Source organism: Enterobacter ludwigii, from assembly GCF_001750725.1.
In the GTDB taxonomy this organism is placed as follows: domain Bacteria; phylum Pseudomonadota; class Gammaproteobacteria; order Enterobacterales; family Enterobacteriaceae; genus Enterobacter; species Enterobacter ludwigii.
On record NZ_CP017279.1, the window covers coordinates 1,821,017 to 1,843,926 of the forward strand.

28 protein-coding genes are annotated in these 22,910 nt (G+C 51.6%); 15 read left to right on the forward strand and 13 right to left on the reverse strand.

All coding sequences use genetic code 11. The features are described from left to right. Positions 1–17: 17 nt before the first annotated feature. Both BH714_RS08570 and BH714_RS08575 read right to left on the reverse strand, forming a co-directional pair. Positions 18–770, reverse strand: coding sequence for a glucose 1-dehydrogenase (locus BH714_RS08570; RefSeq protein WP_040017667.1), 753 nt, complete (start codon positions 768–770; stop codon positions 18–20). 37 nt (positions 771–807) lie between these two features. After that, positions 808–1,155: a MerR family transcriptional regulator gene (locus BH714_RS08575; protein ID WP_025203954.1), complete on the reverse strand. Its 348-nt coding sequence runs from the start codon at positions 1,153–1,155 to the stop codon at positions 808–810. A 248-nt stretch (positions 1,156–1,403) separates the two neighbouring features. Between BH714_RS08575 and BH714_RS08580 the strand changes: the two genes are divergently transcribed. After that, positions 1,404–2,294 carry a GNAT family protein gene (locus BH714_RS08580; RefSeq protein WP_040017668.1) on the forward strand — a complete coding sequence of 297 codons (891 nt, stop codon included), beginning with the start codon at positions 1,404–1,406 and terminating at the stop codon, positions 2,292–2,294. Between the two features lie 247 nt (positions 2,295–2,541). Here BH714_RS08580 and BH714_RS08585 read toward each other — a convergent pair whose 3' ends face one another. Continuing rightward, positions 2,542–3,744 (reverse strand): sensor histidine kinase, encoded by a 1,203-nt coding sequence (locus BH714_RS08585; RefSeq protein ID WP_052445450.1) that lies wholly within the window; start codon positions 3,742–3,744, stop codon positions 2,542–2,544. Continuing rightward, the gene (locus BH714_RS08590; protein WP_020882404.1) at positions 3,741–4,427 is read right to left on the reverse strand and encodes a response regulator; all 687 of its coding nucleotides are present in this window, start codon (positions 4,425–4,427) and stop codon (positions 3,741–3,743) included. The genes BH714_RS08585 and BH714_RS08590 overlap by 4 nt, the downstream gene beginning before the upstream one ends. A 105-nt stretch (positions 4,428–4,532) precedes the next feature. Between BH714_RS08590 and BH714_RS08595 the strand changes: the two genes are divergently transcribed. Next, the gene (locus BH714_RS08595; protein WP_040017670.1) at positions 4,533–5,309 is read left to right on the forward strand and encodes a MipA/OmpV family protein; all 777 of its coding nucleotides are present in this window, start codon (positions 4,533–4,535) and stop codon (positions 5,307–5,309) included. A 46-nt stretch (positions 5,310–5,355) separates the two neighbouring features. Here the strand turns inward: BH714_RS08595 and BH714_RS08600 are convergent, their stop codons facing one another. Further along, positions 5,356–6,234, reverse strand: a complete 879-nt coding sequence (locus tag BH714_RS08600) for a LysR family transcriptional regulator (protein ID WP_335671954.1) — start codon at positions 6,232–6,234, stop codon at positions 5,356–5,358. Between the two features lie 87 nt (positions 6,235–6,321). On the opposite strand from BH714_RS08600, the gene BH714_RS08605 reads away from it, so the two are divergent. The 3 genes from BH714_RS08605 to BH714_RS08615 all read left to right on the forward strand — a co-directional run bounded on the left by BH714_RS08605 (position 6,322) and on the right by BH714_RS08615 (position 8,735). Continuing rightward, positions 6,322–6,987 carry an NADPH-dependent F420 reductase gene (locus BH714_RS08605; RefSeq protein WP_072040320.1) on the forward strand — a complete coding sequence of 222 codons (666 nt, stop codon included), beginning with the start codon at positions 6,322–6,324 and terminating at the stop codon, positions 6,985–6,987. 18 nt (positions 6,988–7,005) lie between these two features. Further along, on the forward strand, positions 7,006–7,887 hold the full coding sequence (locus tag BH714_RS08610) for a helix-turn-helix domain-containing protein (protein ID WP_020882400.1): 882 nt from the start codon (positions 7,006–7,008) through the stop codon (positions 7,885–7,887). A 101-nt stretch (positions 7,888–7,988) separates the two neighbouring features. Next, on the forward strand, positions 7,989–8,735 hold the full coding sequence (locus BH714_RS08615; RefSeq protein WP_020882399.1) for an SDR family oxidoreductase: 747 nt from the start codon (positions 7,989–7,991) through the stop codon (positions 8,733–8,735). Positions 8,736–8,878: 143 nt separating this feature from the next. Here BH714_RS08615 and BH714_RS08620 read toward each other — a convergent pair whose 3' ends face one another. After that, positions 8,879–9,601 carry an SDR family oxidoreductase gene (locus tag BH714_RS08620; protein WP_025203946.1) on the reverse strand — a complete coding sequence of 241 codons (723 nt, stop codon included), beginning with the start codon at positions 9,599–9,601 and terminating at the stop codon, positions 8,879–8,881. A gap of 98 nt (positions 9,602–9,699) precedes the next feature. Here BH714_RS08620 and BH714_RS08625 point away from each other — a divergent pair, with 98 nt between their 5' ends. Then, positions 9,700–10,602 (forward strand): LysR family transcriptional regulator, encoded by a 903-nt coding sequence (locus tag BH714_RS08625; RefSeq protein WP_040017674.1) that lies wholly within the window; start codon positions 9,700–9,702, stop codon positions 10,600–10,602. 160 nt (positions 10,603–10,762) lie between these two features. Here the strand turns inward: BH714_RS08625 and BH714_RS08630 are convergent, their stop codons facing one another. Continuing rightward, positions 10,763–11,662, reverse strand: a complete 900-nt coding sequence (locus BH714_RS08630; protein ID WP_040017675.1) for a LysR family transcriptional regulator — start codon at positions 11,660–11,662, stop codon at positions 10,763–10,765. A gap of 161 nt (positions 11,663–11,823) precedes the next feature. Here BH714_RS08630 and attM point away from each other — a divergent pair, with 161 nt between their 5' ends. Then, on the forward strand, positions 11,824–12,615 hold the full coding sequence (gene attM / locus BH714_RS08635) for an AttM family quorum-quenching N-acyl homoserine lactonase (protein ID WP_040017676.1): 792 nt from the start codon (positions 11,824–11,826) through the stop codon (positions 12,613–12,615). An 87-nt stretch (positions 12,616–12,702) separates the two neighbouring features. On the opposite strand, the gene BH714_RS08640 is transcribed toward attM, so the two are convergent. The 4 genes from BH714_RS08640 to BH714_RS08655 form a co-directional block, all read right to left on the reverse strand. Next, a complete protein-coding gene (locus BH714_RS08640; protein ID WP_040017677.1) occupies positions 12,703–13,722 on the reverse strand; it encodes an NADP-dependent oxidoreductase in 1,020 nt (339 codons plus the stop codon). Beyond that, positions 13,719–14,129, reverse strand: a complete 411-nt coding sequence (locus BH714_RS08645) for a hypothetical protein (protein WP_040017679.1) — start codon at positions 14,127–14,129, stop codon at positions 13,719–13,721. The genes BH714_RS08640 and BH714_RS08645 overlap by 4 nt, the downstream gene beginning before the upstream one ends. Positions 14,130–14,133: 4 nt before the next feature. Beyond that, positions 14,134–14,952 (reverse strand): oxidoreductase, encoded by an 819-nt coding sequence (locus tag BH714_RS08650; protein ID WP_040017684.1) that lies wholly within the window; start codon positions 14,950–14,952, stop codon positions 14,134–14,136. 98 nt (positions 14,953–15,050) lie between these two features. After that, positions 15,051–15,830, reverse strand: a complete 780-nt coding sequence (locus BH714_RS08655) for an SDR family NAD(P)-dependent oxidoreductase (protein ID WP_040017685.1) — start codon at positions 15,828–15,830, stop codon at positions 15,051–15,053. A gap of 240 nt (positions 15,831–16,070) precedes the next feature. On the opposite strand from BH714_RS08655, the gene BH714_RS08660 reads away from it, so the two are divergent. The 4 genes from BH714_RS08660 (at position 16,071) to uspF (ending at position 18,815) form a co-directional block, all read left to right on the forward strand. After that, on the forward strand, positions 16,071–16,619 hold the full coding sequence (locus BH714_RS08660) for a TetR/AcrR family transcriptional regulator (RefSeq protein WP_032681991.1): 549 nt from the start codon (positions 16,071–16,073) through the stop codon (positions 16,617–16,619). Between the two features lie 177 nt (positions 16,620–16,796). Next, positions 16,797–18,008 carry a selenium metabolism membrane protein YedE/FdhT gene (gene yedE, locus BH714_RS08665; protein ID WP_014170427.1) on the forward strand — a complete coding sequence of 404 codons (1,212 nt, stop codon included), beginning with the start codon at positions 16,797–16,799 and terminating at the stop codon, positions 18,006–18,008. Continuing rightward, positions 18,005–18,238, forward strand: coding sequence for a sulfurtransferase-like selenium metabolism protein YedF (gene yedF / locus BH714_RS08670; RefSeq protein ID WP_014170428.1), 234 nt, complete (start codon positions 18,005–18,007; stop codon positions 18,236–18,238). Before yedE ends, yedF begins: the two co-directional genes overlap by 4 nt. A 142-nt stretch (positions 18,239–18,380) precedes the next feature. Then, on the forward strand, positions 18,381–18,815 hold the full coding sequence (gene uspF / locus BH714_RS08675) for a universal stress protein UspF (RefSeq protein ID WP_014170429.1): 435 nt from the start codon (positions 18,381–18,383) through the stop codon (positions 18,813–18,815). A gap of 29 nt (positions 18,816–18,844) precedes the next feature. On the opposite strand, the gene BH714_RS23570 is transcribed toward uspF, so the two are convergent. Further along, entirely contained in the window at positions 18,845–19,183 is a 339-nt protein-coding gene (locus tag BH714_RS23570) for an energy transducer TonB (protein ID WP_080765204.1), read from the reverse strand. Between the two features lie 541 nt (positions 19,184–19,724). Continuing rightward, a complete protein-coding gene (ompW, locus tag BH714_RS08690) occupies positions 19,725–20,357 on the reverse strand; it encodes an outer membrane protein OmpW (protein ID WP_014170432.1) in 633 nt (210 codons plus the stop codon). A 282-nt stretch (positions 20,358–20,639) separates the two neighbouring features. Between ompW and BH714_RS08695 the strand changes: the two genes are divergently transcribed. The 4 genes from BH714_RS08695 to yciA all read left to right on the forward strand — a co-directional run bounded on the left by BH714_RS08695 (position 20,640) and on the right by yciA (position 22,905). Further along, positions 20,640–21,044 (forward strand): YkgJ family cysteine cluster protein, encoded by a 405-nt coding sequence (locus BH714_RS08695; RefSeq protein WP_032680849.1) that lies wholly within the window; start codon positions 20,640–20,642, stop codon positions 21,042–21,044. A 25-nt stretch (positions 21,045–21,069) separates the two neighbouring features. Then, positions 21,070–21,813, forward strand: a complete 744-nt coding sequence (locus tag BH714_RS08700) for a YciC family protein (RefSeq protein ID WP_020882388.1) — start codon at positions 21,070–21,072, stop codon at positions 21,811–21,813. A gap of 52 nt (positions 21,814–21,865) precedes the next feature. Continuing rightward, positions 21,866–22,405, forward strand: coding sequence for a septation protein A (locus BH714_RS08705; RefSeq protein WP_020882387.1), 540 nt, complete (start codon positions 21,866–21,868; stop codon positions 22,403–22,405). 104 nt (positions 22,406–22,509) lie between these two features. Continuing rightward, complete coding sequence (yciA, locus tag BH714_RS08710) at positions 22,510–22,905, forward strand: acyl-CoA thioester hydrolase YciA (RefSeq protein WP_014170435.1); 396 nt, start codon at positions 22,510–22,512, stop codon at positions 22,903–22,905. Positions 22,906–22,910: the final 5 nt, after the last annotated feature.

Consider the following 22,910-nt stretch of genomic DNA (forward strand, 5'->3'; position numbering starts at 1 on the left):
CAGCGCTGCACGCGCCGCTAAATTTGCCCCATCCCGCCATCGACAGACAGGTCGATACCCGAAATAAAACTGCTTTCATCCGATGCAAGAAACAGCACCGCCGCAGCCACCTCGTCGGGTTTACCTAAGCGACCTAACGGAATACGACTTGCGATGCTGGCGTCAAAAATCTCGCGATCGCTCAGGGAAACGCCCATTTTACTGATAATCGGTGTGGCGACGGGTCCTGGGCTAAGACAATTCACGCGGATCCCACGGCCTTTAAGGTCGGTCGTCCAGCTGCGGGCAAAAGATCGCAGCGCGGCTTTTGAGGCGGCATAGATAGTGTGGCCATCGAACCCTTTATAATGCGCAATGGAGGACGTTAATATTATCGAGCCACCGTCGGACATTAACGGGAGGGCCTGTTGCACGGCGAAAAACGTCCCTTTTACGTTGATATCAAACTGGGTATTAAAATCATCTTCGGAGGAAGCCGGAAAATCGGAAAGCACAATAACGCCGGCATTTGCAAACATCACATCCAGCTTGCCGTACTTTTCGTTAATAATGCGAAAGAGGTTTTCATGACTTCGTATGTCACTATTATCGTGTTGTATTGACAGTGCATTATCGTCACCGAGTTCATTCATCGCCTGCTGCAGGGTTTCTGCATTCCTGCCAGTGATAATCACCTTTGCGCCTTCTTCAATAAACCGTTTGGCCGTGGCCAGCCCGATACCGCTACTGCCACCGGTAATTAACGCGACTTTATTGTCTAACTGTTTCATGATGATGTTTCCTGTTATTACTGCTCAGACAGAGCGATCACTCGTAGGCGTGAATACGCGTGGCAAGTGTATTTCTGCGTTCATTAAGTAATTCGATAAGCGTGTCCAGTGCCCGAAGTTTTTCTCTGTGCTGCGCCAGACACTGGATAAAACGCGCATCATCCATGTCACTTACCTGAGAAAACTTTTCCAGCTCTGCAATCTGTCGGGTACTGAACCCACATTTTAAAAGCGAGGTTATCCATCTCACTTTCTCGACGTCTTTTGCGTCGTAATTCCGATAACCGTTGTCCAACCGCTGAGAAACAATCAGTCCTTTAGCTTCATAATGTCTTAGCACTCGGGTGCTGACGCCAGTGAGCGCCGCCAGTTCAGATGGTCGCATACCTTTCTCCTCGTCATAGATGCACTCTACAACATTGACACTAGTGTCAATGTAAAGAGCATAGCGCTAGCTGGAATGTAAGCAGATATTTCATGAGACAGGCAAAATTAACTCCGCCAACGGAGATTGCAGCAATCTTGATTTTGCCTTGACCGTTTATTGATTAACAGTCGGGATAATCAGCCTGTTCAGACAGAACTGCCCGGCGCTGACAGCGCCCTCTGATGAGATTGCAAGGAGAAACAATAATGGGCTTCAGACATTCGCTTTTTGGATGGGAACGTTCAAACTTCACGCATTACCAGGCGGCTTATTATAAGTACGGCGGCAGTGTTAATACTCACCCCGACATTATCAATTTCTTTATGCAGAAGAAGGAAAAAGATTTCGCATTCTGGCATTACCGACGCGATGGCGAGGTCTCCGCAGCGTACTTTACCAGTGATGAAAATACCTTCGGCCTGAATGTCTGGCGCGATTACCCGGTATCTTATGATGAAATTATTATCCCCATGGCTGCCGATCAAAAAATCGTTCTGCCAGTAAAAACAAACCGGCTGTCTTCATCGCTGCGTGGGAATATAATAAATGCCACCTATGCTTTTCGTGAAAAACGTAAGGTTTGCCTGATTAAAACGTCTTTCTCAGGTAAAACGGTGAAAAAAAGAAACGGCGAGCTAAAAAAAATGCTGGCTGCGGGCGGAGAATGCATACCGCTCAGAGAGATGTCACCGGCGGATATTGCTGATATTTACGTGCATCTTTTCAGGCTGCGTTTTGCTGACAGCGTCAGATGCTATAACAGGAAAAACATCACTGAACTGTTAACCGCCCTGCCACATATGGTCACCGGCAATGTACTTTTCTTTGAAGGTGCCCCCGTTGCGATAGATCTCGTACTGTGTGCCCGTAGTGAAAAAAGCCTGTATTTTGATGTTCCTAACGGAGGGATTGACCCGTCGATCACCGCATTCAGCCCAGGAAGTCTGCTCATGTGGAAAAATATTGTTGATGCACGAGAAGTGTGTCGCAATGAAAATAAGGCAATGCAATTTTCAATCGGATTGTATGATAAAAAATGGGACTATAAACTGCTTTGGGCCGAAACCCAGCCCACAGGTAAATCACTGGTTCTTTGAACTGTATTCGCCGCCCTGCCCTCAACAATTATTTATCTCCTTTCGGCGCATCCAGTAAAACAATAATGATAACCTGAAATATGACAATCACCGGTGCGATGTACAGTAAAAAACATCCACATCGTACCATTTTACGAAAGGCAGAAAGCAGAGAGAGAAGTAATTCAGGTGACATGGTAAACCCCCGTTTACCATGTATTTAAACTCAATTTTTACAAGATTCAGTTCACCCTTTGTTAAGGAACCGTCAATGCTGTTCCTTTTCGCTTAGCGGTATCGTCATCGTGAACGATAGCCCTCCGCTGGCATTCCGTTCTGCAGAGATAGTACCGCGATGCGCCTCGCATATCGCTCGGGCAATAGAGAGCCCAAGCCCGGACCCACCGGTATGTCGTGAACGGGACTGCTCCTCACGCACAAACGGTGAAAATATGGTTTCAAGCAGTGCGTCCGGGACTGCCGGACCGTTGTCGCGGAAAATAACGGATACCTTTTTATCGCTGACATGATAACGAATATCCAGGATGCCCCCTTCCGCAGCGTAGCGCAGAGCATTGTCCATCAGGATCAAAAAGACCTGGCCTATCCGGTACGGATCAACCCGACAGGTCACAGATTCCCCCTCATGGTAGATAATGTTCACTCCCACCCTTTGGGCTGAAGGCATCGTCCATGCCACTTTCTCACGGATTATCTGGTCCAGGCTGGTTGATACCAGGCTCAAATTCAGCTGGTTGGCATCAGCCAGTTTTAACAGATGCAGATCGTCAACCAGTCTGTTTAAATCATTCATCTGCTGCATAATCATGTTCAACTGGGCCTGACTGGGTTCAAATACGCCGTCCATAATGCCCTGCAGACGACCGATGGCAGCCGTCAGCGGCGAGCGCAATTCATGTGCCATGATCACATGCGATTTTTTCAAATCTTTCTCGTAGCGTTCCAGCTGCATCGACATCCCGTTAAAGTTCTCGCTGAGGCTACGCAATTCAAGCGGCAGATTGTCCGGGACGGGCACACGGGTCCCAAACCCGCCTTCAGCAACAGACCGTGCCGCACCGGCAAGCCGGCTAATATGATGGGAAATGGGTCGCGCTGTTTTCAGCGTAAGCATAAAAATAATCGGTATGAATATCAGAACCAGGATGCCAAGAATGACCCAGTCCTTAATCCCCATCGTCGGATCTGAGTAGGACAGCCCATACCAGGTGTCGATAATTTCATGATAGCGGTTGATGTTCTGTTCAGGGTGCTTGCTCAGAACTGAGAGTTCAGCCCTGACGGCCTCTGGCATCCGGTAGGCGTGCCATTTGTTTTCAACAAAAAATCGCACCCACATAAAAAAGGCAATAAGAATAATACTTCCGACAGCCAGGGATATCAGCCGCTTGCATATCCAGTTCCACAGCGTACTCGGTTCGCCTCGTGGAGATAACGTAAACTTTTTCATGCATTTGCAAATCGGTAACCGATCCCTCTAACGTTTATCAGCAAATCAGTCTGCCCCGCTGACTCGAGTTTTTTTCGCAAGTTATAGATATGCGTGTCCACAACGCGCTCCAGGGCTTCACTTTCTGGGAGACACGCTTCAAGAAGCGCCTGACGGGTGAAAGCCTTATTCGGTGACTTAAGAAATGTCATCAGCAGCAGCAGTTCCGTCGGCGTTAAATCCAGCGCTGTCCGTTGCCCGTTCTCGCTCTCAACGCTTACCGTCATGGACTCTGTATCTGCCTGCAGTCCCCGGTACTCAATAAGCGTGCTGCTGCGCTCGCCGGAATAACGACGGAGTACAGCATGGACTCTGGCGACCACCTCACCCGGGTTATAGGGCTTCACCACATAGTCATCCGCGCCAAATCGCAGGGCGCTGATTTTGTCGCTGCCGTCGCGGATGGCGGTGATCATAATCACGGGAATATCACTGCGCCGGCGCAGGGCCAGCAGAACATCGTTCCCGCTCATGCCGGGCAACATCACATCCAGCAAAATAATGTCGGGCTTCCAGCTGAATGCCAGTTCGAGCCCCCGGTTACCGCTGCTGGCCGAAGAGGTCTGAAACTGATCGCGCTTAAGGTAAGCCTCAAGCACATTCGCGGCATCCAAATCGTCTTCAATAATTAAAACACGTTTCACATTCGCACCTTGATGGAATCTTGATTAAATCTTGCAGGAATATTGATTGACCGCCCGCATACTCCGCAATTCATAGATATAAGCATAATTCATTCAGGAAGTTTTATGAAGGAAATAAAAATCGCCTTAGTAACACTCATCGCTGCATCGTTCGCTTCACAGGCATCATCAGATAAAAAAGCATCTTATGTCACGATTGGCGTGGGTTCACAATATGCGCCTGAATATACCGGCTCGAATAAATATGATGTCAATACGCTGCCGTATTTCGGATGGACTTACGATGACTGGTCCGTCAATACCGACAAAGGTATCGTCTATTCCCATCAGTTCAGTAATGGCGTTTACCTGGGGCAAGCTCTGGGGTATTCCCTTGGCCGCACGGATAGCGGAAACGCCTGGCTTCAGGAAGGCTCTGATAAACTTAAAGGTATGGGTAAGATTAATACCGTAATGAATACCACCACCACGGCAGGATGGTGGATGGCACCCTGGATAGGCTTTGAGGGAAATATTACGGCACCGCTGACTGAAAGCCAGGGAATGCAATATAAAATTAAACTTAATGTCGTTCTTTTTGCTAACGATACAGATACTCTGCTAATCAGTACCGAAAGAAAATACGGCGACGCACGGTATAATAATACCTGGTTTGGGGTGAGTGAAAATCAAAGTACCCATTCCGGATATAGGCCTTTCAACGCGGGTAGCGGATTAAACAGTGTGAATTACGATATTAACTGGCAACACACATTTAATGATAACTGGTCCGGCTATGCAGATTTAGGGTATATCACGCTTGCAGACCGTGTAAGCAACAGCCCCATTGTGCAAAAGGATGAATATCTTCTCTTTACCGTCGGGGCATTTTATACATTCTGATGCAGGATATCGGTTATCTGGTGCTCTGACCGCCAGATAACCTGGTTTACTGCGTTTTAAGCTTATTAATAAACCAGCGTCCGGCTGGCCCTGGAGGATATTGCGTCATATGTACCGCATGCATGGAAAAACCAGGGCCAACATCGGGCTGTATCTCCAGGTTCAGGATAACCAGTCTGCCATTAGCAAGATCGTCCTCAACCATAGGCAAAGGCATATAACCCCAACCGAGGCCCGCACGCAAGAATGCATGTTTTGCCCCCATGTCACCCAAACGCCACGTCTTAGCCGACATCACACCAAAGTTGCGACCCGCCGTGAGTGATGAGCGGTCAGCCAATACAAGCTGCACAGCGTTCTCCATAACCGGCCGAAGAATTGGGCCAGCCATTTTAGCCAAAGGATGATCGGGTGAGACCACAGCCACGGCAGGAACACTGAGCAGGAACTCAGAGGCACACCCGGTCGGAACATCCGGTAGCGAGCCGATAATCGCGACCCGACAGTTGCCGGCCAGCAACGGCTGAAGTACCGCCCCCAGCGCCTCAACATAAAGACGCAACGGTGTGCCGGGAAAGGCCAGATGAAATTCCTTCACGACTGCGGTCAGGACCTCTATCGGAAACATCACATCCACAGACACGGCGAGTTCGGGTTCCAGGCCTTCTGCCAGGATACGCGCCTTAGCCTTAAATGCGTCCATTCCGGCAAGCGTATGGCGTGCGGCCTCCAGTAAGGCTGCCCCCGCCTCCGTCAGTTTCGGGTAACGTCCCGTTCGCTCAAATAAAGGAAAACCTACCTGAGATTCCAGATTTGCCAGCGTAGCGCTAACGACGGACTGCGCCCGGCGAAGTTTGCGACCTGCGGCCGAGAAACTGCCTTCATCAACCGCAGCAATGAAAGTACGCAGTTGATCAATCGACATACCATCCAGCATGTATCGCCCCTTTAGATGTATACCATCTAATTATATAGGCTACACAGATAGATCGGTGAGCACTATTCTCCTTTCATGTTCTTAAGCAACGTCGCCAAACACATCAACGCATCTGTTCATTTAAGGAAACAAACTATGAAAACAAATACTGTCGGCATTATTGGTGCAGGCGCCATCGGACAAGCCTTTGCCCACCAGCTGGTCAACGCAGGCGTGAATGTCATCCTCAGTAACAGTCGTGGCCCGGACAGCCTGGCTGAAGTGATTGAGGCATTGGGCGACAAAGCTCGCGCCGGAACGGTACAACAGGCTGCCGAAGCCGAAATCGTTTTTATAAGTACCAACTGGAACAGAACCGAGGCCGCATTAAGTGGGTTGAACTGGGAGGGTCGTATTCTGATTGACGCGACTAACCCGGTACTTTTGCCGGGCTACACCCTTGTAGATCTGGGGGGTAAAAATTCATCCCAGCGCGTTTCAGAATGGGCAGCGGGAGCCCGAGTCGTCAAAGCCTTCAACACGCTTCTGGCAAACGTTCTTGCGCAAGATCCGTCCCAATCTGGCGGGCGCCGCGTGGTCTTTATGTCCGGCGACCACGCTGATGCAAAAGCGGACGTTGAGGAATTAGCCACCCGAATGGGCTTCGCCAGTATAGACTTAGGGAGTCTTGAGATTGGGGGATATCTGCAACAATTCCCGGGTGGTCCCCTTCCCGCGCTAAACCTTGTGAAACTGGCTTAAGAGACGTTATTGACAAATATGGCTCAACGTACTTCCGCTGAATCATTCGAAGCGTACATTCCGGGCGAATTGCTCAAGGAACATCGGGCACAATCTTCCCGGGATGTCTTCATTCAAATTCTGGCGCGTCGACAGAGGCAGGACAACGTTATTATCCCGGCCGTGCCAGAGCCTTTTATTGTCTGGATACTCTCTGGACGGGCCGTCGTTGAAGAACGGCCTCTGGGCGGAGAGTGGTCAGAAAACCACGTTACCGCAGGTGATTTTTTTCTCACGACCGACACCTCTCCGACAGAGATGAGATGGCAAGCCGAGCCAGACTGCCCTTTCATCGTTATGCACGTCTATATTGGTGTGTCCATGATGCAGGATATTGAGCTGCGGGAAGTGTCGGGCGAACGCGATGAAACACTGTCAGCCCTGCTGGAACTTATGCGCGCAGAGCTTTATTTTCAGCACCCACCCAGTGGACCTTACATCCAGGGTATCGCTCAAGCCCTTGCCGTACATCTCTCCCGTGCTTACCGGACATCGGCAAAGCGACACCACGGCGGGTTGCAGGCATATAAATTACACCGGGTATTTAAGGCGATGCATGAAGAGCTGGCTCACCCCTTTGACTTAGCACGTCTGGCTGGCCTTGCCGAGCTTAGCGAATTCCATTTCAGCCGGGTCTTTAAACAGTCTACCGGGCTTTCGCCTTCCCATTATTTTATCCGCTTGCGAATGGAAGAGGCGCGCCGCCTGTTGTCCGAGACAGAGGATTCGATGATCAGCATCGCCCTGACCGTGGGCTACAACAGCCCCAGCCATTTTGCTGCCATATTCCGCAAGCACACCGGTATTTCGCCCTCCCAATATCGCCACGAAAATATGCGTAGCAAAACACCGACAGTGTGAGCAAACCACCGCGCGAAGAGAGTGCCTTTTGCAGACATGATTGACCCGAACTTCAGATGTTCTTTGCTGAAGCGCTGAAACAAACGCATAGAGGATCAATCATGGAACTCAACGGTAAATCAGCCATCGTGACCGGTGCATCAAGCGGTATCGGCGCAGCCACCGCCATTAAATTGGCCAGAGAGGGGGTCAAAGTGGGACTCGCGGCCCGCCGCCGGGATCGTCTCCAGGCGCTGGTGTCAGAAATCAAGGCCTTCGGCGGAGAAGCCATTGCGCTGGAAATGGATGTGACTGACCAGGCGTCAGTCTTCGATGGCGTGAAGAAACTGCACGACGCCTATGGCCACATTGATATCGCCTTCAACAATGCCGGACTCATGCCCATTTCAGACATCGCCAGTCTCAAACTGGAGGAGTGGCATCGTATGGTTGATGTCAATATTAAGGGCTTAATGAACACGGTTGCCGCGGTACTCCCTGTGATGCAAGCGCAAAAGTCAGGGCATATCATCAATACGTCCTCGATTGCGGGCAGAAAAACGTTCGCTGGACTCGGGGTATATTGCGCAACGAAACATGCGGTAGCCGCATTTTCAGATGTATTACGCATGGAGCTTTCGTCTCAATACAATATTCGCGTAACCTCACTTCAGCCAGGCGCGGTTGAAAGTGAATTATTCGAGCACATTACTGACGAAAACTACCGTGCACAGATGGAAAACCTGAAGGAACACATGACGTTCCTGAAGTCAGAGGATATTGCTGATTCCATCCTTTATGTGCTGCGCGCGCCGGACCATGTCGACGTGGCAGAATTGTTCATCATGCCCACAGAGCAGCAGTGGTAAGTTTGCCATGCGGGCCACACCGGTTGTCTGGCCCGCGTTATGACCTTTTCAATACACATACAATTTTCACCCTGCACTCTGTGACACGACAAAAAAAAAGCTGCCTTACAGGCAGCTTTCGTGGTGAATATGCGTTAGCCAGGTCAGTTCGCAGACGCGGTAGGTCGAATCGTGATTTCTGTTGTATCAACATTTTCAGGCGCTTCAATCACTTGCCGAACAGCGCGGGCAATATCAGCCGGCTGGAGTGCAATGGAACGGTATACCTCCATTGCCGCCTGCGTTTCCGGATGAGTAATGGTCGAGGCAAGTTCGCTTTCCACCACACCGGGGTTGACGCAGGTGACACGGATGCTGGCGCTTTCCTGTCGCAAGCCATCTGAAATCGCCCGAACGGCGAACTTTGTGGCGCAATAGACGGCAGCTGTCGGCACCACAGAGAGAGCACCGATAGAGCCAATATTGATTATCTGACCGGAGCCCTGCGCTTCCATGGTGGGAAGCACGGCGCCAATCCCCCATAGTACGCCCTTGATATTCACATCAATGGTACGTTCCCATTCATCATATTTACCCGCTGCCAGCGGAGAAAGGGGCATTATTCCCGCGTTGTTGATCAGAACATCAATACGCCCCCACGTAGTCAGTGCCGCCTGCACGAAATCAGACATCGACTGGCGAGTTGTGACATCCAGCTCGCAGGCTTCCGCATGCCCGCCTGTACTGCGAATTTCTGCAGCGATAGCTTCAATACGATCTTTCCTGCGTGCCCCAAGTAACAACTTCGCGCCTGCATTGCCAAGCTCTCGTGCAATACCCTCTCCGATACCGCTGGATGCACCGGTGATCAAGATGACTTTATCCATGATTTACTCCTTCAGTTGAGTTCAGAGGGATAATAGAACGAGGGGATTGTTTCGTGTATCCTACCACTGGTGTACACACTGGTTAGCAATCCTAAACAATGAAAATTGACCTTAATCTTTTACCTCTGTTTCTGGCTGTCGCAGAGGAACATAGCTTCAGCGCTGCCGCCGAACGTCTTGGCGTGACGCGATCGGCGGTCAGCCAGGGGATCAGACGCCTGGAGGATACGTTCGGGACCCTGCTTGTCATGCGCACCACACGTTCGGTAAACCTGACTGAAGCGGGAGAACGGCTGCGAAAATCGTTGTCCATACCGCTATCAACGATTGACGCGGCGTGCGAAGACGTTCTCTCTGACAACGGGCCGCGAGGACATCTGAAAATTGCTGTCACCTCAATTGCAGAAGAATTTCTTTCAGGCCCTCTGCTCGCGTCATTTGCAGCCGCTAACCCTGCCGTCACCATCGATATCGTCGTGACGGATGACGAATTTGATATCGTGGCAGCGGGCTATGATGCCGGCGTAAGGCTCGGTGACGTGATCGAAAAAGACATGATTGCTGTCCCTCTGACGGGACAGCAACGGGAAGTGGTGGTGGCATCACCAACGTATCTGGCGGCCCACAGCGCACCGCGCCATCCGCGAGAGCTTATCCGCCATCGCTGTATCGGCTGGCGCCCATCGCCAGACGTCGCGCCCTATCGCTGGGAATTTGAGGAAGCGGGAATACCTTTCGACGTGGCGGTTGAACCGCATATCACCACCAACGATCTCCGTCTCATGCTCAGGCTCGCGCTTGCGGGGGGAGGAATTACCTTTGCAACCTATGAAACATTCAGGCCATTTATTGAAAAAGGACAGCTTGTTTCATTACTGGATGATTTTCTTCCGTCTTTTCCTGGGTTTTATCTGTACTTCCCGCAACGTCGAAATATGGCCCCCAAGCTGCGGGCTCTGATTGAACACGTCAGGCAGTGGGGGAAGACGTCACTGCAGTAGTTTCAAACCCGCGCAGAATATTTAGCTGCCGGAGAGTTGCCGTGCCGAGGCAGCGAATGACGCATGCTCGACTGGGCAAGCCATTAACCGGGTGTACCTCAGGCAGGCAAGAAATTTTGTTCAACCGTTTATTTAACAGCCTCGTATTCCAGCTTGAGAACTATGGCTGCCCTTTTGTTACCGAACGCGTAAGGCTTGTGCGAAGTTCGTTTTCAAGGAAAGCGACACATGCTCGTGTTTCAGCGGAGATGATATTAGCCGGGGGATAAAGTAAATATGCAGGGAATGAAGGAACAAGGTAGTCGGGTAACACAGGTACGAGATGCCCGTCGGCAATCTCCTGTCGGCAAACCGGAGACTGCAATACCCCGATTGCCCTTCCTGCCAGAAGCACAGTACGTAACGGCCGCCAGTGGCTGGAAGTGAATGTTATTCTCACAGGGACGGTGAGTAACGCGTTGTCAGGCGCGATCAGCGTCACATGGTTATTCATAAACAGGCCCGAAACACGAGCAAACGCATGTCGGGCGAGCTCACCCGGTGTACGGGGCATATCATAACGCTGCAAATATTCGGGAGAGGCCACCAGCAACCGCTCAATTTTCCCCAACGGGCGGGCAACATAATATCCTTCCCCCGCCTCACCAAGACGTAGCGAGATATCCACACCTTCGGTGACCGGGTCCGTCACTCTGTCACTGAGCACCAGATCTATGTTTATGCCCGGATAGGCCAATTGCAATTTAAGCAGGGCGGGCATAAGTAACTCTTCCCCGGCACCATAGGGTGCGGCAATGCGCAGGGTTCCACTAATTGCCTCACCATTATCCGCGATTGCCAGCGCATGGTCAGCCGCTGCAACGGCGCTTTTGCTCCGTTCATAGAACAGCGTCCCGCTATTGGTGAGAGACATTCGGCGCGTGTGACGTCGCAGCAGGCGGGTATTAAGATGAGCTTCCAGACGCTCTATCCTTTCACTGACCGCCGGCTGTCCGATGCCGAGATCGCGCGCAGCGGCAGACATGCTTCCGCGCTCAACCACCCGAATGAAAATACGCATTGCCGTAAGTAAATCCATTCACCGATTATATTGGTAAAACCGATAAATGAAAGTGGTCCCGCCCCTCTACTGCCAGGCCCTTCTGTTAATGAAAATCTGTGCGTCCACGGCTGTTGTAGCTATGGCGTACAGAAGATTTCATTTTTTACGGGAAAAGAAGCATGTCAGATATCAGGCTTTATATGTTCCAGTCGGGCTATCAGCGTTGTAAATATCACGATATCAGGATGAATCAGGGTGAAGGCGCCGACTACATTATACCTGTCCCCTGGTTTTTACTGACGCATCCGCAGGGGAATGTTGTTATTGACGGTGGTCTTGCGGTGGAAGGGCTGAAGGATCCCCGCGCCTACTGGGGACCGACTGTTGACCAGTATCAACCCATCATGGATACAAACCAGGGCTGTAGAAGACAACTGGCGAAGCTCGGAATAAGGCCAGAATCGGTGCGTTATGTTTTACTCTCCCACCTCCACTCTGACCATACCGGCGCGATTGGCCGCTTTCCTGAAGCCACTCATCTTGTGCAGCGTGCTGAGTATGACTATGCCTTTTCACCGGACTGGTTTACCGCCGGGGCCTACTGTCGGAAAGATTTTCATCGCGAAGGTCTCATATGGCAGTTTCTGGCAGGAGATGCTGATGACGGTTTTGATCTGTATGGCGACGGCGTTCTGAAAATCATTTACACGCCAGGCCACTCCCCGGGTCATCAATCTTTTGTCGTCTCCCTGCCGAGTGGAAAATCGTTCACCCTGGCGATAGATGCTGCCTATACGCTTGACCATTTTCAGGATAAAGCCCTGCCTGGCTTGATGACATCGGCCAGTGAGGTGGCACGATCGGTGGCAAAACTAAGAGTGGTTACCCAGATGCATAATGCGGAAATTATTCCCGGGCACGATCCTGATATCTGGCCGCATTATGCGATGAAGACGGAAGGCTATAACTGATACGAACGGTGATAGTGACTATACCTCTTCCCTGAGGCGATAACTCTGGTCATTTATGCTTAGCGCAAAGGCAAGCCTTCGTTGCTATCACTCATGAATTTTAACCACCACTTTCCCCTTTGCATGCCCGCGAGCCAGATAGGTGAAGGCGTCGCCAGTTTCGGCAAAGGGGAAAACGTTGTCGATAACAGGCTTGATGCGTTGAGCGTCCATGAGTTCAGCGATTTGGCTAAGCTGGCTGCCATCAGGGCGGACAAAGAGAAACGAATAGGTTAATCCTCGTTTTTTTGACAGTCGCATGATTTTGCGGCTCAACAGCCCTAATACAAAACGCAGGAAAACATTGAGGTGTCTTTCCCGTGCGAAAGCCGTATCTAACGGCCCGATCAGGGAAACTATCTTCCCTCCCGGTTTAAGGATTTGGGTGGATTTCTCAATCGCGTCACCTCTGATAGTCCCGAGGACAATATCGTAGCCGCTCAGCACTTTTTCGAATTCCTGCTTTTTATAGTCAACCACCTCATCTGCACCAAGGCGGCTCACCCAGTCAATGTTGGCGGTGCTGGTTGTCGTCCCTACCGTTGCGCCAAGGTGTTTTGCCAGTTGGATAGCAAAACTGCCAATTCCACCGGAGCCGGCCGGGATAAATACTTTCTGCCCCGCTCGCAGCTTCGCGCGTTCCGTCAGCGCTTGCCAGGAGGTGAGACTGACCATCGGAAGCGACGCTGCCTGTACGAAATCCAGGGTGGCGGGTTTTAACGCTGCAAGGTTTTCTGGCACCCGCACAAATTCAGCAAGCGAACCCGTTCCCCTGTCAAAAATACTGGCAAACACCTCATCGCCTGCTTTGAAACGCGTCACGCGACGTCCTGTGGCAACGACAACGCCGGACACGTCACTGCCCAACGTCGCGGGGAGACTGAAATGCAGAACACGTTTGAACATGCCGGTCGGGATCATGTTATCGATCGGGTTCAGACCTACTGCATACACTTTGACCAGAATTTCATCATCACCAGGGGACGGAAAATCTACGTCGTCGAATCCCAGTTCAGGGGATTTACCATAGCGTTTAAACGTAAATGCTTTCATCGTCTTCTTATTCATTTGTCTTTTACTCTGCCGGGTTTGCCGGTGGCGTGTTTCTTACCAACGCTGTTGCTGAGTAAAAAAGCGATACCCAGGAATAGCTCGATAAATACTGCAATAACGATCTGCCCATTAACGTGTCCTGCATACCACTCAACAACGCCGGACACGGCTAAAATCAAACATAACGTACCGATCCCTGCTGCCAGGGCATAGCGTGCCAGCGAGGGCTCTGCGTGTCTGGCGAATAAACACATCACCCCCAGGCCCGCGTACAGGGCGGCAAAGCGATGGCCGAGCACATCAGTTCCTGGTGATGGCGTGATTCCCCACTGCGTTAACAGCAGTTGCGGGCAGAACATCCATATCGCCGCCAGGATGAAAAACAACCCGGCAGTCAGAATAGCCAGTTGAGAAAATTTCATATTCTTATTCTTTCGCGTCAAGCTGAAGACTGTTGCGTACTACCTTGTCCAGAAGTGAAGCAGGCGCAAAGCGGCGAATGAAATTCAGTTTCCCCGCCAGCGTGCCCGCCGTATAACGCACCTTAGGCCGTAAAGCCTGGGCAGCCTTTACCACCACATCAGCCACCACTTCCGGACGTTCCGCCTCGTCCATTGCCTTGCTGACGACGTTGTTCAGCTTAGCCCGGAGCGGTTCATATTCTTCTAGCTTCGCGTCAGGTTCTACATTGTTTACGTCGAACTGTGTCTTTGTATAGGCCGGCTCGATCACGGAAACCCTGATACCCTGTGTGCGCAGTTCATGGTCCAGCGCGCCCGTATACCCTTCAACCGCATGCTTACTGGCTGCATACAGTGCCACGTACGGTAGCGGGACAATCCCTAATATCGAACCAATGTTGATGATGCGGCCACTGCCCTGACGGCGCATGTGCGGGATCACTGCCCGCGTCATTCTGACCAGGCCAAGAAAGTTGGTGTCGAAAATACGCCTGGCCTGATCAATCGAACTTTCTTCCGCGGCCGCAGGAGCAACCCCAAAGCCCGCATTATTCACCAGCAAATCTATCCGCCCTTCCAGGTGCAGTAACGCCTCAATGGCGGCGCTCACGGACGCATCGTCCGTCACATCAAGCGTTAATAACGCAAAGGGATGTGTACCTGCCTGCGCACCGCGCCGGCTGGTGCCATAGACCGTATACCCCGCGGCCAGCAGTTTTTTAGCCGACGCCTCACCGATCCCCGAAGAAGCTCCGGTCACCAGTGCTACACGTTTTTTTGTCATTCTCACTACGCTCTCTTGATGGAGTCCTGCTCACCCTGCAGCGCAACAACACGCTGCAGGGAAACAACGCGGCATAGGGTTATGCCAAATCCCCGTGACTACACTGTGTACCGTTCTGCCGCTTTAGCCTGATTGATATCCGCCAGCAGAGCCTGACGCGCCTTCTCCAGGTCATCCCAGTGGGCAGCATTTTGTAAAGGAGGGATGGTGACGAGTTCGCGACGATCAAAGCCGGCCAGGGCTGCGTCAACTAACTGACCCACTTCCATCATCTCGGGCGCCTTACTGATATCAATACCTGCACGCTCCCAGATTTCGGTGTAAGTGCCGGCCGGAAGTACTGCCTGGACGTAAACGCCCGCGGAGGACAGCTCAATATGCAATCCCTGCGACAGGAAAAGCACAAAGGCTTTGGTGGCACCGTAAACCGTCATGGCAAATTCCGGGGCGAGCCCAACGACGGAGCTGATATTGACGATTGCGCCTTCTCCGGTTTTGACAAACCGTGGCGCCGCGGCACTCGCAAGCCTCGTCAGCGCAGTGACGTTCAGGGCGATAAGACGCTCAATTGCCTCAGGCGTCTGGCCGGTAAAATTGCCCGACTGTGCCATGCCCGCGTTGTTAATCAGCACCCCTATTTTTTCGTCATCACGAAGACGAGCTTCCACCGTCGCTAAATCCGCTGCCTGAGTGAGATCGGCTGGCAGTACATCTACAGAAACGCCCTTCTCCTGTCGCAGACGCTCGGCGAGTGCGTCTAATTTTGTTTTATCGCGGGCAACCAGAACCAGGTCATGTCCACGGTTCGCAAATCTTTGCGCATAAACAGCACCAATACCCGTCGATGCGCCTGTAATGAGAACTGAAGTTTTCGTCATATGTGATCTTCTTTATTAAATGTTGAACAGAATCTGCACTGTTCGATGCAGGTAAATCCGGGGATATGTCAGGCTCTCTTTGCTGATCTCAGTCAGACTGACGGAGCGCGCATACCTCTGCGAAGCACCGTCGGGAACATGGATTTAATGATGATGATCATAATCTATAAAGTCAACTAGTTTGATTATGATCATCATCAATGTATAATTGAGCCTTGTTTTGTAAGGGGGCGGGAACGCATGAAAGTGTCAAAAGAGCAGGTTCGGGAAAACCGGATGCGCATTGTTGAAACGGCATCAGAACTTTTTCGTGAGCGCGGCTATGACGGCGTGGGCGTGGCGGAGCTGATGTCTGCGGCGGGTTTAACCCACGGCGGGTTTTATAAGCACTTTGGTTCAAAGGCCGACCTGATGTCAGAAGCCATGAACTGTGGTTTTGTACACGCCGCGGAAAACCTGGCGGGTGTGGACCGAGAAAAATTCATTGAATATTACCTCTCCCGACAGCATCGCGATGATATGGCCAGGGGTTGTGTGATGTCAGCCCTGGGCACCGACACCGCCCGTCAGTCCGAGTCCATCAAAGAGACATTTGCAGCCGGGGTTGAACGCCAGCTGGCAATGTTAAGCGACGAAAATGTCTCACGTGCTGACCTGATAGACACCTTTGCACATCTTGTCGGGGCTCTGGTGTTGTCCCGTGCCTGCCCGGATAATTCTGCACTCGCTGACGAAATTCTGGATGTCTGCCGCTCGCGTATTCTGCGTGAGGAGCCGCGAAAAGAGTGAATATTTTGCAGCCGGGTGAGTGATTGCCAGAAGATATCAGGAAGATTTGATGACGGAGGTCATAAAAAAGGTAGGTATTTTTGAGAAAAGTTTTGGAGAGGTTTTGGAGAAAGAAAAAAAGTTATATATTCCAGCCCGTTAAATCCAAATATACCTTCTGAGTTCAGAGGCTTACTCATGTCATGGCAATACTTCAAACAGACTTACCTGGTTAAGTTCTGGTCACCTGTACCCGCCGTTATCGCAGCGGGGATCCTGTCTACTTACTATTTCGGCATTACCGGTACGTTCTGGGCTGTAACCGGCGAGTTTACCCGCTGGGGTGGACAGCTGCTGCAGCTTGCCGGTGTGCATGCTGAAGAGTGGGGTTACTTTAAGCTCATTCATCTGGAAGGCACTCCGCTGACTCGCATCGACGGGATGATGATCATCGGCATGTTCGGCGGCTGTTTTGCCGCCGCGCTGTGGGCAAACAACGTTAAGCTGAGAATGCCAAAAAGTCGGATCCGCATCGTACAGGCGGTCATCGGCGGCATGATTGCCGGTTTCGGTGCGCGCCTGGCGATGGGCTGTAACCTTGCCGCCTTCTTTACCGGTATCCCACAGTTTTCGCTACATGCCTGGTTCTTTGCCGTCGCTACCGCCATCGGTTCTTACTTTGGCGCAAAATTTACCCTTTTGCCGCTGTTCCGTATTCCCGTCAGGATGGTTAAGGTCAGCGCCGCATCGCCGCTGACGCAAAAACCGGCTCAGGCACACCGTCGTTTCCGCCTGGGGATGCTGGTCTTTTTCGCCATGGTGGCATGGGCACTGTGTACAGCGCTCAATCAACCTAAACTGGGTCTGGCAATGCTGTTTGGCGTGGGCTTTGGTTTGCTTATTGAACGCGCGCAGATCTGCTTTACTTCAGCGTTTCGCGATATGTGGATCACCGGGCGAACAATGATGGCAAAAGCGATTATTGCCGGGATGGCGGTGAGTGCTATCGGCATCTTCAGCTATGTTCAGTTAGGTGTTGAACCGAAAATCATGTGGGCCGGCCCGAATGCGGTGATTGGCGGCCTGCTGTTTGGCTTCGGGATTGTGCTGGCTGGCGGTTGTGAAACCGGTTGGATGTACCGCGCCGTTGAAGGTCAGGTACATTACTGGTGGGTTGGCCTGGGGAACGTGCTCGGGTCAACTCTTCTTGCGTACTACTGGGATTCCCTTTCTCCTGTCCTCGCGACAAACTGGGATAAGGTCAACCTGCTCAGCACGTTCGGCCCGCTCGGTGGCCTGTTAGTGACGTACGCCCTGCTGCTGGTCGCTTTTTTACTGGTGATTGCGCAGGAGAAACGGTTCTTCCGCCGTGCTGCTGTCAAAAATGAAACGCAGGAGAATGCCGCATGAAAGAGATCGTGCCTGACTATCGTCTGGATATGGTGGGCGAACCCTGCCCTTATCCCGCTGTCGCTACGCTGGAAGCCCTGCCTCAGCTCAGGAAAGGGGAAATTCTGGAGGTGGTAAGCGACTGCCCGCAGTCCATCAACAACATTCCTCTGGATGCTAAAAACCACGGTTACACCGTGCTGGACATTCAACAGGATGGGCCAACCATTCGTTATTTGATACAGAAATAATCCCGCCACAGACGCTCCTTAACCGGGGCGTCTTTCCTGCCCCAAAAATCCGCCTTACGTCCCACTTTGGCGGTAAATGCAGCCCTCTGTTCTCCCCCGGAACTACACTTAAAGTGGATAAAAAACAAACAGGAGGTGTGGCATGTTTGCGTCAATTCTCGTTCCTGTCGATATTTCAGAGCGTCGCCTGACCGAACAGGTGATTCCCTATGTTCAGGCGAACGCAGCAATCAGTAACGGCAAAGTGCATTTTCTGACTGTCGTTCCTTCTTTCCCCTACTATTCCTCTCTTGGTCTGGCCTATTCCGTTGAGATGCCAAAACTGGAAGAAATGCAGCAGGAGGCGCTGGCGAAATTGAATGAGATCGTTACGCAGTTCAATTTACCGGCCGACCGCATTCAGACCCACGCCATTTCTGGCACGCCTAAAGATCAGATCCTGAAACTGGCTGAGAGTATCAATGCAGACCTGATAATTATTGCGTCTCATCGACCTGATATTTCGACCTATCTGTTAGGCTCTAACGCTGCGGTCGTCGTGCGCCACGCTAAATGCCCGGTGCTGGTGGTGCGTTAGCGTGCCTGCGAGGAAAGATAAGCCCCGGGCTATCGGGGCTTATCTACTGTGAAAGTGACCGTTTCTGTTTGACGGCTTTTATTCGGTGATAAACACCATATTTGCACGGCACGCAGCGTTTCGCGTTCAAACACCCCTTCAGGCTGTGCAGAGACAATACGTATATCGTATGGATGACCATCGTCGCCCACAGAAAAAGAGAAAACAACGTTACCCTCAATGCCCAGCGCCTGTGCCTTTACGGGCATGGCAGGGAAAGGCTTATTCGTTATTCCATTGCACGGTTTCTGCGCCGGTTCAGGTTGCATGGGCTGTTGATGGCAGCCAGAAATGAGCGTAACCGCAGCCGCAATAATTATTCTTTTCAATATTATGTCCTGTAAAATTTAACGTCTCGCTTTTCGAGAACAGTATATTGCGGCATCTGGCATTAATCTCCTCCCAACTCCGATAGCCTGCTTGCGGAATAACTTTCATAAATGGACTTTCTCATGAATCAAATTCTTCCGTCAGTGTGTATTACTGCTGTGCTTGCCGGATGTGTTCCCCTTACCCCTAAACGCTGTCACAAACAACGTGCCCCCGATGCCTGTACTTATAAGCATTCCGGTAAAGTCTCGGATAACAATATCCAGGGCCACAGGCCTGCGCCATTGAGCAATCACTGGACGCCGCCCTGACCGGGCCTCACGCATGAAGCGGTAAGCGGTGCAACCTGCACCTCGACTTTAGGAATGGTGTGAATAGGTTATGGTCAGGCGTTGGCTGACGCGGCTAAACGGGCAGTATTTCCGCCGTTTACGGTTCAGCATGTATTTGATGAGATGAGTTCAGCTCGCTGGAATATGGAGGGGCAACTTTAATCGCCCCCTGAGACTGGCCATAACCAGGCCAGTCTCAGGGGATAAATCAGAAACGATAACCCGCGGAGAACATAAACACCCACGGATCGAGGCGAGTGCTGATACTTTGCTGTTCACCGCCCGCTTTAAAGCGAACGTCGGTATCAATGTCCATGTACCAGACCGAGGCGTTAATTAACCAGTCACGGTTAATCAGATAATCCAGCCCCACCTGCCCCGCAACACCCCACGAGTCTTTCAGGCTGAGATCGGTAAGCCCGGCTTCTTTACCGGTATCGTTAAATTTCTCGTCGAAGAAGGTGGTGTAGTTCACCCCTGCGCCAATATACGGACGCACCTTACTGTTAGCATCACCAAAGTACCACTGCGCCATCAGTGTTGGCGGTAAATGGTGCACCGTCGCGATATCCCCGGTTGGCCCTAAACCGACGCGATGACGGAATGGCGTTGCTGCCAGAAGCTCAACACCAATGTTCTCCGTCGCCATATACGTAAAGGTCAAACCGAGCTGGGTATTGTTGCTGACGTTAAAACCGCCCATACCCAGAACGCTATCAGAGCCTTCTGTTGGACGCACCGTTGCCGAACCGGCACGAATAAAGAATTCACCTGCTTCATGCGCATACGCGCCGCCAGAGAGACTGCTTAATACAAGGGCTGCCACCGCTAATTTTTTCATATCCGCTCCATCGTTGTGGTTTTAGTCGCGGAGGAGAATATACTCACAAATGAGTAATAAGTGATCTGCTACAGATCACATTAAAACCAGTAAGTTAACATTCATTGATCTGGGTTAATTTTTGGTGACACACCGTAAAGCGATAAGTTGTCGTCAGGTCAATTTCTGGCATTTCGGCGTTACAAAATTTTCTCTTTTCACCCTCTTGCTCTTCCTCTCGCGGCTGGATAATTTAGCGCTCTCACAAGTTGATTTGATGCGTTCTTCTTTTGCAGGTGTGCCATGAGTGATGTTAACCCGTGCATGACGTGCGGAGCCTGTTGTGCGTATTTTCGAGTCTCTTTCTACTGGGCCGAAGCCAGCGATGGCGGCGGTACCGTTCCGGTTCATCTCACTGAACCGTTAACGCCTTTTCTGCGCTGCATGAGCGGCACCAACCAAAAACCGTGCCGATGCGCTGCGCTTCAAGGTGAACCTGGGGTGTCCACCCGGTGCTCTATCTACGAGCACCGCCCCAGCCCGTGCCGGGAATTTTCCATGTCAGGTGAGGATGGGCAGGTCAATGAAGCCTGTAATCGTGCCCGTGCGCGCTTTGGATTACCGCCGCTTTACAAAGATATGCTTTTCCATACAAGCCTTGATGCTGCCACGACAGTGTTATCCGGTGTACAATTGCCGGCTAATTAACACCTGCAATACTCAAGGAGAGTGCATGTCTATCACGGCGAAGTCTGTCTACCGTGACACGGGAAACTTTTTCCGCAATCAGTTCTTAACCTTTTTACTGATCGCGTTGCTATGCGCCTTCATTACAGTGGTGCTTGGTCATGCGTTCTCGCCAAGTGACGAACAGATTGCCAGCCTGAGCCAGGGCGACAACCTTGCAGATAGCGTGGGGTTGTTTGAACTGGTACAAAACATGACGCCGGAGCAGCAACAAATCCTGCTGCGGGCTTCCGCTGCTTCGACATTCTCTGGTCTTATCGGCAATGCGATTCTGGCAGGTGGCGTTCTGCTGATGATTCAGCTGGTTTCCGCCGGTCAGCGCGTCAGCGCCCTGCGGGCGATTGGTGCCAGCGCGCCGGTATTACCGAAGCTGTTTATCCTCATCTTTTTAACCACCATGCTGGTGCAAATGGGGATTATGCTGGTCGTCGTGCCGGGTGTATTACTGGCTATCGTGCTCTCTTTCGCGCCGGTAATGGTCGTGCAGGATAAACTGGGGATCTTTACCGCGATGCGCAGCAGCATCCGGCTCGCCTGGGCAAATATACGCCTGGTGGCACCGGCTGTTATCGGCTGGCTGTTGGCGAAAACGCTCCTGCTGCTGTTTGCCCCGAATTTTGCGGTACTCACGCCAAATGTTGGCGCGGTGGTGGCAAATACGCTGAGCAACCTCATTTCAGCGGTACTGCTGGTCTATCTGTTCCGCCTGTATATGTTAATTCGTCAGTAATCCTGTGGCCGGGAACGTCAGCCCGGCCCTACACAGAAGATGGAATCACAGAATGAAGCAGTTTCTTGATTTTTTACCGCTCGTGGTCTTTTTCGCTTTCTACAAGCTGTATGACATTTATGCCGCCACGACTGCACTGATCGTGGCCACAGCGGTTGTGCTGATCTATAGCTGGGTTCGCTACCGTAAAGTTGAAAAAATGGCGCTGGTGACCTTCGTCCTGGTCGCGGTGTTTGGTGGACTCACCCTGTTCTTCCACAACGATGAATTCATCAAATGGAAAGTCACGGTAATTTACGCTCTGTTTGCGGGTGCGTTACTGATTAGCCAGTGGGTGATGAAGAAGCCGCTGATCCAGCGCATGCTGGGCAAAGAGCTGACGCTGCCTCAGGAAGTGTGGTCCCGACTGAATATCGCCTGGGCGATCTTCTTTATTCTCTGTGGTCTTGCCAATATCTATATTGCTTTCTGGCTGCCGCAGAATATCTGGGTCAACTTCAAGGTCTTTGGCCTGACGGCTCTGACGCTCATCTTCACGCTGTTAAGTGGCGTTTATATCTATCGCCACATGCCACAGGACGACCAGCACTGATCGTTCACCGACCAGAACGTGTGCAGCAGGCGTTCTGGTCTATTCTCTCCAGCCTGAAATCATAGTAGCATCCCGCCTGAAGTCTTCAGTTACGAGTTAAAACAATGACAACAAATAACGCCCCTCAGGGCGAACTGGTTTTACGCACACTGGCAATGCCCGCTGACACCAATGCCAATGGCGATATTTTTGGCGGCTGGCTGATGTCGCAAATGGATATGGGCGGCGCTATTCTGGCAAAAGAGATTGCACATGGCCGGGTAGTGACGGTGAGAGTGGATGGCATGACCTTCCTGCGCCCGGTTGCAGTGGGTGATGTGGTTTGCTGTTACGCGCGTTGCGTAAAACGTGGCAATACCTCCATCTCCATTAACATCGAAGTGTGGGTGAAAAAGGTCTCGTCCGAACCCATTGGACAGCGTTATAAAGCAACAGAAGCGCTGTTTATTTATGTGGCCGTGGACAACGAAGGTAAACCCCGACCGCTTCCTCAGGCCTGATTGCC